Raw genomic sequence first — 14,549 nt, 5'->3', positions numbered from 1 at the left:
CGCACGCGCGACGAATGCAAAAGCCAGCTCCGAGTTTCAATCCAGCGAAAGCCGCAGCGCGAAGCCGATCAAGGCAGCCGAGAAGGTCCACCGTTGTACGGTCTGCGCCAAAGGATGGACGCGCATCCAGTTGGCGATGCGCGCAGCGCCGATCGCATACAACGCGTCGAAGCATGCGCCGATCACGAGCAGCACGACACCAAGCTCGATCATCTGCCACGCTACCGGCCCCGCTTCCGGCCGCGCGAATTGCGGCAACAGCACCGAGCAGAACAGTAGCGCCTTCGGGTTGAGCAGGTTCGTCAGCAGACCTTTGACGAACGCGGTCCGCAACGGCCGCACCGCATTGCCCGCATCGCTCGAAGCAGTGGATTCCACTCGCGGCGCGCCGGCCGCTTGCTTGTCGCGCGACCCGGCCGGCAATGCGAACCCGGGCGAGCGGAAGATTTGAATCCCCACCCACGCGAGATAGACGGCGCCGGCATAGCGCACCGCGTCGTACAGCCACGGCGCGTTGCGCAGCAGCGCCGCCATGCCGCACGCCGACAGCGTCACGTGCGTCGCGCGCGATACGCCGAGCCCCGCCGCGGCCGCAAAGCCGCTGCGCACGCCGCGCGCGATGCTGGTTTGCAGGATCAGCGCCATGTCCGGCCCAGGCACCGCATAAACGACAATCAATGCCGCCACGTAGACGGCCAGCAGGTGAGCTGAAATCATCGGAGCCTCCTTGTTCGAGGCTCCATGTTGCTATCGGATGCGGAGCGTTTGCTGGCGATTTTCAGTCATCTGCATTCAAAAAATAGCGGAATGCGCTAATATTTCGACATCTGGCGATGCCTTCCACCACCCTGCAGCCCCCCCTCCCGACCATGTCCACGGACGATCTCGACAAAACCGATCGCGCGATTCTCGCCGCGCTGCAAAACGACGGCCGCATGTCGAATGCGCGTCTCGCCGAGATGGTCGGCCTTAGCGAGACGCCTTGCGCGCGGCGTCTGAAACGTCTGGAGAACGATGGTTACATCGACCGCTACCGCGCGGTGCTGTCGCGCGCCGGGCTCGGTCTGGGCGTGATCGCGTTCGTGCTCGTGCGCTTCGCGGTGCACGACCGCGTGGTGGCCACGCGCTTCGAGCGCGAGGTGCAGGCGATCCCGCGGATCCTGTCGTGCCACAACGTGTCGGGCAGCGCCGACTACATCCTGCAGATCGTCGCGCGCGACCTCGACGACTACGGCACGTTCATGCGCGACGAACTGCGCGGCCTGCCGGGCGTGACGTCGGTGGAATCGGCCTTATCGTTGCGCGAAGTGAAAGCGTTTGGCGGTCTGCCGCTGTCCTGAGCGCGAACGTGGCATAGTCCCCCCTTTAGTCCCCTTTTGAAGCGGCACGAGCCGTTCCGACGCAACCCGACGACCCCGGAGTTCCCATGGATCACGACAAGGCGCGAGCCGAAGAAACCGCCGCAATGGAACGCGTGTTGACCGCCACGATGCGGGTGCAGACCGCGTTCGCGTCGCTGCAATCGCAATTCCCGCCGGCAGGCAGCGGCAAGCCGTCGCAATTTGCGCTGCAGACTTTCGACGCCGCGCTGCAGGAACTCGAAGACGCACAAGCCGCGTTCGACGAACTGCTCGGCGATCTGCTCGACGGCAATCGTTGAGCGCTAGCGAGCGTCTGGCCGGCGCCCCGCTCGCCAGCCGGCTCGCACGCTTCGCGCCGCCGCATGCGCGTTAACGCGCGTCCGTCTCCACCACCGGCTCGCAGAGAATCGGAAAATTGACGGAGTTCGCGACGTAGCACTTCTGATGCGCGACGTGATGCAGATGCGTGGCCAGTTCGACATCGCCGCTCGCGCGGATCGTCACGCGCGGGCGCAGCACGATCTGGGAAAAGCGGCCTTCCTGCGCGGTATCGAGCATCGTGCCTTCGGCGTCGTCGCGATAGTCGAGCACGACGATGCCCGCCTCCGAGCACAGATGCAGATACCACAGCTTGTGACACGCGCTCGCCGACGCGACCAGCAGGTCCTCGGGATTCCAGCGCGTCGCGTCGCCGAGAAACGCCGGATCCGACGAGCCCGGAATGTCGGGCTTGCCGCCGGAAGAAATCACGTGATCGCGGTCGTAGTCGCGGTAGCCGGAGGTGCCGCTGCCGCGGTTGCCGGTCCATTTCACCGATACGTGGTACTTGTGCTCGCCATGCGCCATTCGCTTCCCCTTTGGTCGGATCGGACCTGCATTCTATCCGCGCCACACTAGCGCGGCGGCGCCGCGCGGCCGGTCACGTTCGGCGCGCGTGGGTCGGGATTCATATAGAGCGCCGTGCCGTTCGCGCGCATGTTGTTGAGCGCGGCGCCCGAGCCGGTCGCGCCACCCGAGCCGAGCCCATACGAGCCGCCCGCCGACATGCCGGGCACCGGCATGGCACTCGGACTGACGCCGGTACCGATGCCCATCGCGCCGCCGACAGCCGCATTGCCGCTGCCCCCGCTGGTGCCCGCGTTCGTGCCCGCACGAGTGCCGTTTTGGCTGCCGCCAGGATTGCCCGGTTGCTGGGCCTCGACCGTTGCGGCGGCCCCCACCGTCAACAGCGCCGCAAGCAACGCCGAGCACACGATCCCACCTGTTGCTGTCTTCATCGCTACCCTCCAACCGCATCGATCCGCCGAGCACGATATCTATTCTGAGCCGATCGCGCGACCGATGCAGCGGCGCCGCTCCCGCCCGCGCCCACGGCGTGTCCGTGCGCGTTATGATCGATCGTTACGCCCGAACGGCCGATCGCGCACGATGGAGCACGCCTACATCCACCTTTTGCATCTGCTCGCCGGCCACTCGCCGTGGATGCTCGCGGTCGTTTTCCTCGCCGCTTTTTTCGAAGCGATCGCGGTCATCGGCACCTTCGTCCCCGGCAGCACCGCGATGTTCCTCGCCGGCGCGCTGACGGGCACCGGCTCGCTGAGCCTTGCCTGGGTCTTCGTGTGGGCGATCGTCGGCGCGGTCGCCGGCGACGGCGCCAGCTTCTGGCTCGGCGCTCGCTACAGGGAGCGCATCGTCACGCTGTGGCCGTTCCGCGCACACCCCGGCGTACTCGACGCGGGCCAGCGCTTCTTTCTGAAGCATGGCGCGAAGAGCGTCGTGCTCGCCCGCTTCATCGGCCCGCTGCGGGCGATCGTGCCGGTCGTCGCGGGCATGATGGGCATGCGGCCGCTGCGCTTCCTCTCGATCAACGTGCTCTCCGCGCTGCTGTGGGCGCCTGCGCACATCCTGCCCGGCGTCGTGTTCGGCGCGTCGGTGCTGCTCGCGGGGGCGGTGTCGTTCCGGCTCGTCGTGATCATCGCGATGCTGGCGTGCATCGTGTGGCTCAGCTTTCGCGGCGCGGGGTTTCTGGTGTCGCACGCGAATGCCTGGTCGAGCGCGGCAGGCCGTCATCTCGGCAGCTGGGCATGCCGCCATCCGGGTCCGCTCGGCCGCATCGCGCGCCGCATGCTCGACCCCGACACGCCCGATGCGACCCACCTGCTCGCGACGTCGCTGATCGTGCTGGTGGCCGGTGCGCTTTTCTTCGGGGTCCTTGAGGACGTCGTCAGCGGCGATCCGCTGACGACCATCGACCTGTCCGTTTATCACTTTCTGCAATCGATACGCACGCCGTGGGGCGACACGTTGCTCGCGGCGCTCGCGACGCTCGGCAGCGGCATCACACTGTTCGCGCTGGTCGTCACGGTCGCCCTGTGGATGGTGTGGGAGCGGCGCTGGCGCACGATCGTCTACTGGCTCGCGGCGGTCGTGTTTTCGCAGCTGCTGATTCTCGGCCTGCAACTCGCGATGCGCCGCGCCCCGCCCAACGAACTCATGAGTGGCCACTTCGTGTTTCCGAGCAATCACGTCGCCGCGACGGTGATCATCTACGGCTTTCTCGCGTTTCTGCTCGCGCGCCGGATCGGCAAGCTCGGAGGCGTGCTGGTTGCCGGCGCCAGCATCATCGTCGTGATCGTGGTCGCGCTCGCGGGCGTCTACTTCGGCCGCTACTGGGTGTCCGACGCGATCGGCGGCGCGGCGCTCGCGTCTGTGTGGGTCGCGCTGATTGCGCTGACGGCGATCTGGCGGCATCCGCGGCCGCCGCCGCCGCGCCGTTTCATGCCGCTCGTGGTGCTCGCGGTCGTAGCGCTCAGTGTCGGCCTGCAGCTCGGCCTCGCAATGCCGACGCCGCCGGACGGCGCGCCGCAACCACCCCCCGTGCAGTTCACGCAGACGCAGTGGAAGCTCTCCGGGTGGAAGCGGCTGCCGTGCTTTCGCTCCGACATGGGCGGCGATCGCAAGGAGCCGCTGACGCTGCAATGGGTCTCCGAGCCCGCTTCGATACGCGAGCAGTTGCGCGCGCAGGGCTGGGTCGAGGGCACCGACGTGTCCGCGCACAGCCTGCTGTCGCTCGCTTCGCCCGACGTCGCGGCGGTGTCGCTGCCGGTGCTGCCGAAGCTGAACAATGGCGTGCCGTCGTCGCTGGTCTTCATGCGACCGGGCAATTCGCGCGAGGAACGCTACGTGCTTCGCTTCTGGCCGAGCGGCTTCGCGGTCGACAACGGCACCTCCGCGGCGCCGCTTTGGGTCGGCGCGTTCGCGCACGAGCGGCTGACGCGGCCCTCCTGGCCGCTGAACATTCTGCGCATCGATCGCGGCGCGAGCCCGTTCGACGCGCCCACCAGGTCGGGCGCCGAGCTCGGCGCGACGGTTCTCGCGGAGGTCGATTGTCACGGCGTGCCGGTGTCGCTGCTGGTCTCGCCGAGGCAATGAGCTGCACATCCAGGCACATCCAGGCAACTTCAGGCATCTCAGGCATCCCCAACTCGACGATTCGATAAAGGAGACAACCGTGGGCCGCTTCGGAAGTCCACATCGACGTACCCGGCGCCGTCTATCAGCAATTGGCGCCACGGGCGGAACGCCTGCTGCGCCATATGCCGCGCGTGAGCGAACTCGACAATGCAAGCGCGCCGGAGCAATACCGGAAATTCGCCTATTGAAGAAAGCATTCAGTCGCCGCATTGGCCGCGCAACGAATTGTCACGAAAGCGAATCGCCAATTGACGCGCAATTGCCATAACGGAAATGACTGAGGCGACCGCGGGGATACACCGGGTCGCGAATGACAATCGATTTGACATTTAAGTCTTCGTTGCGCAAATGCAACGACACACCGGCATTATCCCCACTTCCCCCCCGCTATTTGCACCGATAGCGCTCCTAATTCATTTTTCCACTCACGCAATCCGTAATCGCACTGGCAGAATGAGCAGAATGCCAGATAGCGGGAACCGGCATGCGTCGCCATTTCCGCAATGAAACACGGCGGCCGCGATTTTCTACCCAATTGCACGCATTAACGCTATCGTCTCTTTGCGACCTGAACTCTCGTAGACCACCAGGAGCTTCGTGTGCGGAATCGATCGATGTCTCGCGTGAAGAAAGACCGCCAGTCCGCCGTTCGCAGCCACCGCTCGCGTGTTTCCCGATTATCTTCAAGTCCGCTTTCCGGCTCGGTTTCCAGCTCGCTTTCCAGGCTTCTCCCCTGGTTATCGCTTTGCATGACTGCGCTGGTGCTCGGCAGCTACTCCGCGTATAGCGTCGCCGGCGTATCCGTATTGCGTCCGCCGCGCGAAGCGCTATCGAGCAGTCCACTCGAAGTGACGATCGTCTATGCCGGCGATCAACCCGGCGGCACCGAAGTCGACGTGCCGGCGCAATTGAATATCGCGATCAGCAATACCGACGTGGTACCGCATCGGCTCGCGCTCACGCGCGAAAGCGGCGCACCCGAGCATCTGAAGCTCGCCGCCGGCGAACTGAAGGCAGTGCGCTATACCGGCACGTGGCCCGAATGGGCGCGCGGCGCGATGCAGATCGACGTGCCGGATCTCGACGTGTCGCCATCGTACGTGCTGCTGACGCGTCCGCCGCGCTCCGGCAAGGACGCGGCGCTCGCGTCGGCCGGGAGCGCCAATGGAGCAACGGCGGCGGGCACCGCGAGCGGCGCACCGTCGTCGACGAGCCTGATCGCGTCGTCGCCCGCGCCATCACGACCGGATGCGCCCGTGCCGCAAATCAACACTTTCCTGAGCCGCTTCTCCGCCTTCGAACCGATGTATTTCGCCGATGGCGGCGGTAGCGAGTCCCTCGCGAAATTCCAGCTCAGCTTCAAGTTCCGCCTCGTCGTTCCGGACGACCCGCGCTCGCGTGGTTTCGCGGACAACCTGTACTTCGCCTATACGCAAACCTCGCTGTGGGATCTCAAGAAGTACTCGGCGCCGTTCCGCGACACCAGCTATATGCCGGCACTCTTTTATTACCTCGAAGACACCGGCTGGAAGAGCACGTGGTGGAGCAGAATGGGCGTGATGGCCGGCTACGAACACGAATCGAATGGACGCGACGGTCCGGAATCGCGCGGCGTCGACTATGTGTTCCTCAAGCCGATCTGGGATTTCGGCGACATCCACAGCTACCATCTGACCATCCAGCCGAAGATTTATTACTATACGCACATCGCCGGCGAGAACCACGACATCGCCGACTACCGCGGCTATGTGGACCTGCGGTTCATCTACGGCAGCCCCGACGGCGCGCAATTGGACACGACGCTGCGCAAAGGAACGCAAGGCGGCAAAGGCAGCGTCGATACGCAGTTCACCTATCCATTGGCGAAGCTGATCAATAGCCGCTGGGGCGGTTATCTGTGGCTTGGCTTCTTCAGCGGTTATGGCGAGGACATTCTCGACTACAACCAGCATCGCTGGATTGCGCGAATCGGCTATAGCATCACACGCTAATCCGGAATTCGCCCGGCATGCAAGCAAAGGGCCGCCGAGCGGCCCTTTTCCATTCGATGACGGCCCACGACGCGCCCTAATACATCGAAACTTCTGCCGTAATCCTTTCAAAAGTTTGCCCAAAACCGACCTCCACCCGGCGGGCAACCCGTCATGGACCGCTCGTGAATGCTGTGTGCACGAACAGACGGGCATATCGGTGTGGATTTCTCTAGAGTTGAAGGGTCGCCGGTCCAACCGGCTGGCCACGCAGCGCGCTGACTTTTCCAGCGTCTAATCAAAACCACGGAAAAACCAATGAAAACCGCTCTCCTTAAAGACGTGTCGCCTGTTTCAAACGAGCCAACCGGACTTCTTTTGCATCGGAATAGTGCACCGCTTGCGCTCAAGCACGAAATTCACCCGGAACAGATCCGGGATAGCCTGCCGGCCCGTCAGGGGGGAGTCGGCTTTCTGTTCCACGCGACCGATTGGGAAACCCTTTCATTTTCTTTTCACAACGTTCGCGAACGAAGCGAATCGTTCGAAGAGGAGTTGTGGAAAACCAGGCCTTTCATCGCATCGCCGATCTATTCGGGCGCGCAGGTGATAGGCGCGAATATCGCCTGCCCGGTGCCGCTCGAAATGTGGCTCGGCAGCCCGCGCGGCATCAAGCGCTTTCGCGAGACGCAATTCTTTCCGGCGCTCGAGCTCGCCCGAAAGGCGGGCTTGAACATGGTCGCGATGGGCGCGTCGACGCCCTACGCGTGCAACTACGGCGCGCTGCCCCGGCCGGTCAAGCCGCCTCACATCACGACGGGCCACGCGGCGACCGCGGCGATGCTGAAGGACTGGGCGATGCATTGCTGCGAACAGCTCGACCTCGAGCTCGGCAACACGAAGCTCGCGCTGTTCGGCGCGGCCGGCCGGCTCGGCACGACGGTCGCGAAGTATCTGCTCTACAAGGATGCGCCGAAGGAGCTGGTGCTGATCGATCTGCCCGACAAGATCAACCTGCTGATCGATCAGGCGAACGAGCTGGTCGCGTCGGACCTGCTTGGCAAATCGAAAGTCTCGGTGCATACGTTCAGCCCGGACACGCCGCTGCCGGACTTCGACGGCGCGATTCTCGCGAGCAGCACGAGCGTGCCTTACCTGAGCGCCGCCGATCTCAAACGCGCGCAATTCTGGATCGACGACTCGCATCCGCGCGCGGCAAGCGTCGAAGCGGAACTCGCTTCTCGCGGTCATACGCTCTATATTGAATGCTTCGCGCGCGGGCCCGCCGGACTCGACACCGCGTTCCCGTTCAGGCTGCCATCCACCCGCGACTGCTATACCTGCTTCGCCGAAGGCTATTCGGCATGGCAGGAAGGTATCGCCTCCGATTTCATCATTGGCAGCCCGCCCGTGTGGTCGGTCTCTTATACTCATGGTCTGCTGAAGAAGTATGGCTTTTCGGTCGGACCGTTTCACGGCAAGAACGGCGACTCGCTCGCCGAAGTCGTCGAATCACAGCAATTCAATACGCATGAAATGATGGGTTCCTAATGAACTCGGAGGCCTGATGGCGATACCGCGCGAAAGCATGCGGGATATGCTGGAACGAAGCAGGTTCGCAATTCGATGGGGAGGCGCACTCGGCCTCCTGTGTCACCCCATCTATTACGTCGTCTGGACCTACATCCTTCCGCAGCCTTACGACAACCTGCTGCTGCGGCTCAGCGCGGCGGCCGTCTGCGTTCCCCTGCTGTTCCAGGCGCGCTGGCCGAGGCGCTACAATCCTGCGCTGCTGATCTACTGGCATTGCTGTCTGATTTACGTGCTGCCGTTCGTCTGCACGTTCCTGACCGTCAGAAACGGTTTCTCCACGATGTGGATGATGACCGAGGTCATGATGATCTTCATTCTGGCGCTGTGTATCGACAACCCCCTGCTGCTGATAACGTGCATCGGTATTGGCGTGTTTTCCGGCGGGCTCGCCGGCGTGTTGAGCGCGCCGACGCCGGTCGTTCTCAGCGCGCAGGACAAGTCCAACCTCGCGTTGCTGCCGGTGGTCGTGCTGTGCAGCATGGCGTTCAGTCATGCGATCAGCAAGGGACGCATCTTCGTCGAAAAGAACCGCGCGTTGCAGGCGCTCGCGGGGTCCATCGCGCACGAGATGCGCAATCCGCTGAGCCAGTTGCGGCACGTGCTCGACCGCGTCGAGGAAGCGCTGCCCGCGGCGACCGAAGCGGGCGCGGCGCCGACGCTGACCGACGGCACGGCCTCGCTGATGTACAACCACCTCGCGCAGGGGCAATTGTCGATCGAGCGCGGCCTGCGCATCATCGCGATGACGCTCGACGAAGTCGCCGCGAAATCGATCCGCCCGGATAGTCTCAGCTACCTCCATGCTGGCGCGACCACGCGCAAGGCGCTCGCCGAATACGGCTTCGACAACGACAAGGAACGCGCGAAGGTGAGCGTCGTCGTCAGGCGCGACTTCGTGTTCAAGGTCGACGAGACGGTCTATCTGTTCACGTTGTTCAACCTGATCAAGAACGCGCTGCATCACATCGTCGCGTATCCGCAGGCGACGCTCACATTGACCGTCGACCGCGACTCGGTGATCGTACGCGACACCGGCCCCGGCATCGCGCCGGAGATCCTGCAGCATCTGTTCGAGCCGTTTCGCACGGCCGGCAACTCGGGCGGCACCGGGCTCGGGCTCGCGTACTGCCAGCGCGCGATGCGCGCGTTCGGCGGCAGCATCGACTGCGAATCGGGACTCGGCAAGTTCACCGCGTTCACGCTGCGCTTTCCACCGGTAGCGGCCGACGAGGTCGAGGAGCACGAGCGGCGCCTGTTCGAACGGGCGATGCCGGCGTTCAAGGGCAAGCGCGTGCTCGTCGTCGACGACGACGACACGCTGCGCGCCCGCACCCGCCGCGTGCTGACGCAGGCCGGCGCCTATGTCAGCGAGGCGTCGGGCGGCGAGCTTGCGCTCGCCACGTTGCGGCGCGCGCCGCTCTACGACCTCGTGTTGATGGACATCAGCATGCCCGCGATGGACGGCTACACGACGACCGAGCGCCTCCGCGCCGACAGAGACTGCCCGAACCGCAACGTGCTGATCGCCGCCTATACCGCCGAACCGGGCATCGCGGTGCGACTGCGCGCGCGGCGCGCCGGCATGGACGAGATCATCAGCAAGACGTCGAGTGTGCAGGAGCTGCTCACCGCGTTGCAGACCCTCTTCGACAACGGTGCGCATCATCAGCAGGGCGAACTGCCCGATGTCTTCGCCGGCAGAACCTTTGTGATCGCCGACGACGACACCTACAGCCGGCTTGTCGCGAAGGCGTATCTGGAGCGCTGCGGCGCGAGCGTCGTCGAGGCCGACCACGGTCAGGCGGTGCTGACTAAACTGCACGAAGACGGCTTCATCGACGCGATCCTGATGGACGTGAACATGCCGGGCATGAACGGCATCGAGACGACGAAGTCGATTCGCGCGCGCACCGATGCCTACGCGACGCTGCCTATCATTGCGCTGACCAGTCACACCGATGCCGAGGCGGTGCAGGCCTGCGTTGCCGCCGGGATGAACGAGGTGTTGATCAAGCCGGTGCAGGCCGGCTCGCTGTACGCATGTCTCGCGCGGCAGTTCGGCACACGCGGCGCGCTGGTTGCGGACGCTCCGCAACGAATCACGGAAACCGCGGGCGGAGCCGCGCAAACGGATTTTGCGGCGACGCCGGTGGCGTTGCCCCCCACTGCGAACGCGCCCGCGGCCGCCACCATCGCTGAAGAAAGCCTGCTCGACGAAGCGCACCTCAAGGAACTGGTCTCGCTCGATCTGCTTGACGAATCGTTCCTGAACGGCATCGAACAGATTCGCTCGCTCGTCGTGCGCCTCGCAGGCAACAGCGCGGCCGTCGATATCAAGGCGACGCACGCGAGCCTGCATGCGTTGCTTGGCGTCAGCGGCAACATCGGCGCGAAGGCACTGCATCGCTACGCACGGCAGATCTATCCGCGCGTGATCGCCGGTGAGTGGCCAGTGGAAACCGACTGGCACGCCCAGATCCGCGCGTTGGGCGCGCGCTCGACCGACGCCTTGCAGCGGTATTACGCGTCGGCGAAAGGGCGGCGCGATCATCGCGACGCACTGAGCGATTGAGAGGGCGGCCTCGGTCGCCCTCTTTGCAGCGTCAAGTCAGAACTTGTGCAGCACGCCGAGCGCAACAGCGAGCTGGTTCGCGCCGGTCTTCACGGTGGTCGTCGCGACCGAAGTCGCCCACCCCGTCGCACTCAGCGCGGCCTTCGAGCTGTTGATCACATACGTGATGTCGGTGTACAGCGCCGTGCGCTTCGACAGCCAGTAGTCCGCGTTGACACCGGTGCTCAATGCGTGCGCGTCGACCTGGCGATACGCGTGGTAGTAAGTCGCGGCTGCGAGGTCCAGCGCCGGTGTCACCCTGTAGCGCACGCCCGCGAACGCCATCGACTGCGGCGGCGATGCGGCGAGCGTCGACCGGACGTCGTTCAGCAGCAATTCGTAGCCGCCGTACAGCGTCGCCTTGCCGATCTGATACGAACCGCCGGCCACGTAGCGGCGCTCGCTGTCGCCCGATGACGCAATGGCCGAGCCTTGCCGCTGCTCGTACACGAACGTCAGATTCAGCGGCCCCTGCACATAGCGTCCGCCGATGTCGTACTGCTTGCCGACGCGGAACGAGCCAGCCACCGGCACGTTGTAGGTGACTGCGTCATAGCCGAGGCTGTAGAGCGCATTCAGCTCGAATGGTCCCACATGGCCGAGATACGACACCGCGTTATCCGCGCGACCGACGAACTGCGCGTCCTGCGCGGAAAGGCCGTAACTCGAATAACCGAGCGGGTCGAGCGCGAGGAAGTAGCGATACATCGGCGTCATCTGCCGGCCGAGCATCATCGCGCCGTAGCGGTCCGATTCGAGTCCGACGAACGCCTGCCGGCCGAACAGCCGCCCTCCTTGCTGCAGGGCACCGGTATTCATCGACATGCCCGATTCGAGCGTGAAAATCGCCCGCAGTCCGCCGCCGAGATCTTCCTTGCCCGTGAAACCCCAACGCGAATTCAGCCGGTTGCCGGTGCCGAGAGCGACCTGCGTGCCCGACGATCCCTGCGACGTGACAGCGTGAGTCACGTAGGTCACCCCCGAGTCGACGATGCCATAGAGCGTGACCGACGACTGCGCATGCGCCGCGCCGCTGATGCCGATACCAATACCACATGCAAAAAGGACCTTCGACGGCCTGGCGAGAGGGTTGTGCTTCACCATGTGTCTCCTGCTGGAAAGTGAGTTGTTTTGTGATGCGGATTAGTTATCGTCCGACCTCTGTCGTTGCGGTAGCCGGCGCGGGGCCGCGTCGGCTACCGGAGAATCGGTCATTCGCGTGCGATATGCGGGTTGACGAAGAACATCGCGATGACCGCGATAGCGGGTCCGATCGCGAGTGTGAGGAGCGCGAGCATGAACGAATGGCTCGCGCCATACAGCGAGCCCACCACCATCGGCGACACCGCGCTGCCGGACTGCCAGATAGCATTGGTCCAGCCGGCGCTCGCGCCCGCGAGACGCTTGCCCGATGCGTCGCTGACCTGAGCCATCAGCACCGGCAGATAGCCGAACGAGAACGCACCGAGAATCGGCGCGACCAGATAGAACTGATGCACCGTCGAGCAGTAGCCGAACACCAGCAGCGCGATCGCGAAGGCGATCAGGCAGCCGATCGACATCATCCGCCGCGACACACCAGGCAGGTCGGAGATCCAGCCGAGCGTCGGCTTCGCGATCACCGCGCCAATGCCGAACGAGGCGACGATCGATCCGGCGACGATCGGCGCAATGCCGTATTGGCGCGTCATCAGTGCGTTGCCCCATGCACCGAAGCCGACGGTCGCCCACAACCCGCCGCAGCCCGCGATCGACAGCGCAATCAGGTTACGGTTGCGCAACAGGCCAAGCATTTCCTGGAGGCTGTTGCGCGCGGGCTTCGCTTCGTTCGAAGGCCGGTTCTTCAGCAGCAGCAACGTGACGATGCCCCACGCGAACGTGACGATGCCGAGCATATGGAATGCGTTCGACCAACCGTGCCGCGCGGAAAACGACGGCACGACCGCATTCGCGATCACGACGGCGAGCGACGTCGCGGTCGTGTAGAGGCCCATTGCGCGGCCACGGTCGCGCGTGAACCATGCGGGAATGATCTTCATGCCGGCCGAGTAGTCGGCGCCCGCCGCGAAACCCATCGCGGCCTGAATCACGATGCCGAATGCGAGCGAATGCGTATAGCCGAACGTGAACGTGAGCACGCCGAGCGGCAGCAGCGCAAGCGTGAGCATCACGCGACCGCCGAGCAGATCGGTCAGCATGCCGCCAACCACGTTCGCGATCACATAGCCCGCGTAAAACGCGGTCACGAACGCACCGAGCATCGACACGCCAATGCCGAGCGACGCGCCGACCGGCGCGGCCACCGTACTCCACGCGACGCGGACCACATAGCTGAGCAGAAACGCGGCCCAGACGATGAACAGCGCGACCCAGCGATACGGGCTCGTGTCGGCGCTACTCGCCGCCCTCGCATCGTTCCCGGTCCAGACGCTCGCGGGCATACCCTCCGACGACGCCAGATTCTTCTCCATGACTCCTCCGATGCCGGGCGTGCCATCGGCCGCCCGTTTTCTTTCTGATGGATGGCGCCGACCGCGCCTGGCGGCCGGGCCGGCGATTACGGTTACAGATCGAGCACGAGCACCCTCGACTTCGCGCGTGAACAGCACGGCAGGAACTGATCGTTGCGGGCCTGCTCTTCTGGCGACAGGAACAGGTCGCGGTGGTCAGGTTCGCCTTCGAGCACCCGCGTGACGCAGGTGCCGCAAATGCCCTGCTCGCACGACACCGGCACGTCGACGCCCGCCGCCGCGAGCGCCTGGGTGACCGTGCAATCGGCCGCAATCGACACGACGCGGTCCGAGCGCGCGAGCCGCACGTCGAACGACGCGCCATCACCCGACGGCTGCGCCGCCGCGAAGTATTCGTAATGCAGACGCTCGTCACGCCAGCCGAGCGAGCGGGCCGTGTCGAGCACCGCGTTCATGAAGCCCTGCGGACCGCACACATATAGATGCCGGTCCGCGCCGGCGTCCGTCAGCAGTGCATTCAGATCGAGCATGCCGTGCGCGTCGTCGAAGTGGTATTGCACGTTGTCCGCCCACGACGACGCGGCGATTCGCTCGACGAACGCCGCACGGCTCTTCGAGCGCGCGCAGTAACGCATTTCGAACGCCGCGCCCATTGCCGCCAGCTGCTCCGCCATGCAGAGAATCGGCGTCACGCCAATGCCGCCCGCGAGCAATAGCGGCTTCGCGTCATGCCGGGCGAGCGGAAAGTGATTGCGTGGCACGCCGATACGAATCGCGTCGCCTTCGCTCACCGCGTCGTGCATGCGCTGCGATCCGCCGCGCGAATCGGCGGCGCGCAACACCGCGATCTGATACCGGTGACGCTCGCGAGACGCGTTGCACAGCGAGTACTGCCGCACCGGCCCACCGGGCACGTAGACGTCGATGTGCGCGCCCGCCTCGAACGGCGGCAGGTCGCGGCCGTCGATGTCGACGAACTCGAAGCCGGCAATCCCGTCGGCTTCGTCGCGTCGTGCGGCGACACGCACCATCAGCGTGGAATCGGTCATGTTCATGCCACCTCCTCCGC

Annotated in this window: 12 protein-coding genes; 6 read left to right on the top strand and 6 right to left on the bottom strand. The window is 64.8% G+C overall.

Annotated features, from left to right (window positions below; all coding sequences use genetic code 11):
- Positions 1 to 36: 36 nt before the first annotated feature.
- Positions 37 to 717, bottom strand: a complete 681-nt coding sequence (locus OKW38_RS36200; RefSeq protein ID WP_429365284.1) for a LysE family translocator — start codon at positions 715 to 717, stop codon at positions 37 to 39.
- 152 nt (positions 718 to 869) lie between these two features.
- On the opposite strand from OKW38_RS36200, the gene OKW38_RS36195 reads away from it, so the two are divergent.
- Positions 870 to 1,340: an Lrp/AsnC family transcriptional regulator gene (locus OKW38_RS36195; RefSeq protein WP_018425024.1), complete on the top strand. Its 471-nt coding sequence runs from the start codon at positions 870 to 872 to the stop codon at positions 1,338 to 1,340.
- 86 nt (positions 1,341 to 1,426) lie between these two features.
- Positions 1,427 to 1,660 carry a hypothetical protein gene (locus tag OKW38_RS36190; protein ID WP_090806236.1) on the top strand — a complete coding sequence of 78 codons (234 nt, stop codon included), beginning with the start codon at positions 1,427 to 1,429 and terminating at the stop codon, positions 1,658 to 1,660.
- 70 nt (positions 1,661 to 1,730) lie between these two features.
- Here OKW38_RS36190 and OKW38_RS36185 read toward each other — a convergent pair whose 3' ends face one another.
- Both OKW38_RS36185 and OKW38_RS36180 read right to left on the bottom strand, forming a co-directional pair.
- On the bottom strand, positions 1,731 to 2,207 hold the full coding sequence (locus tag OKW38_RS36185; protein ID WP_090806238.1) for an OsmC family protein: 477 nt from the start codon (positions 2,205 to 2,207) through the stop codon (positions 1,731 to 1,733).
- 47 nt (positions 2,208 to 2,254) lie between these two features.
- The gene (locus tag OKW38_RS36180; protein ID WP_429365283.1) at positions 2,255 to 2,638 is read right to left on the bottom strand and encodes a hypothetical protein; all 384 of its coding nucleotides are present in this window, start codon (positions 2,636 to 2,638) and stop codon (positions 2,255 to 2,257) included.
- Between the two features lie 151 nt (positions 2,639 to 2,789).
- On the opposite strand from OKW38_RS36180, the gene OKW38_RS36175 reads away from it, so the two are divergent.
- The 4 genes from OKW38_RS36175 to OKW38_RS36160 all read left to right on the top strand — a co-directional run bounded on the left by OKW38_RS36175 (position 2,790) and on the right by OKW38_RS36160 (position 10,970).
- A complete protein-coding gene (locus tag OKW38_RS36175; protein ID WP_429365282.1) occupies positions 2,790 to 4,793 on the top strand; it encodes a VTT domain-containing protein in 2,004 nt (667 codons plus the stop codon).
- Between the two features lie 791 nt (positions 4,794 to 5,584).
- Positions 5,585 to 6,826: a phospholipase A gene (locus OKW38_RS36170; protein WP_184068068.1), complete on the top strand. Its 1,242-nt coding sequence runs from the start codon at positions 5,585 to 5,587 to the stop codon at positions 6,824 to 6,826.
- A gap of 297 nt (positions 6,827 to 7,123) precedes the next feature.
- Positions 7,124 to 8,356, top strand: coding sequence for a hypothetical protein (locus tag OKW38_RS36165; RefSeq protein ID WP_429365281.1), 1,233 nt, complete (start codon positions 7,124 to 7,126; stop codon positions 8,354 to 8,356).
- 16 nt (positions 8,357 to 8,372) lie between these two features.
- On the top strand, positions 8,373 to 10,970 hold the full coding sequence (locus tag OKW38_RS36160; protein ID WP_429365280.1) for an ATP-binding response regulator: 2,598 nt from the start codon (positions 8,373 to 8,375) through the stop codon (positions 10,968 to 10,970).
- A 36-nt stretch (positions 10,971 to 11,006) separates the two neighbouring features.
- Here OKW38_RS36160 and OKW38_RS36155 read toward each other — a convergent pair whose 3' ends face one another.
- The 3 genes from OKW38_RS36155 to OKW38_RS36145 form a co-directional block, all read right to left on the bottom strand.
- Positions 11,007 to 12,113, bottom strand: a complete 1,107-nt coding sequence (locus tag OKW38_RS36155) for a porin (RefSeq protein ID WP_429365279.1) — start codon at positions 12,111 to 12,113, stop codon at positions 11,007 to 11,009.
- 107 nt (positions 12,114 to 12,220) lie between these two features.
- Positions 12,221 to 13,480, bottom strand: a complete 1,260-nt coding sequence (locus OKW38_RS36150; RefSeq protein WP_429365278.1) for an MFS transporter — start codon at positions 13,478 to 13,480, stop codon at positions 12,221 to 12,223.
- Positions 13,481 to 13,572: 92 nt separating this feature from the next.
- Complete coding sequence (locus OKW38_RS36145; protein WP_090806256.1) at positions 13,573 to 14,535, bottom strand: PDR/VanB family oxidoreductase; 963 nt, start codon at positions 14,533 to 14,535, stop codon at positions 13,573 to 13,575.
- Between the last annotated feature and the right edge of the window lie 14 nt (positions 14,536 to 14,549).

The organism is Paraburkholderia sp. MM5496-R1, from assembly GCF_050436205.1.
In the GTDB taxonomy this organism is placed as follows: Bacteria; Pseudomonadota; Gammaproteobacteria; order Burkholderiales; family Burkholderiaceae; genus Paraburkholderia; species Paraburkholderia tuberum.
This window is presented reverse-complemented; position numbering and strand designations above follow the sequence as displayed.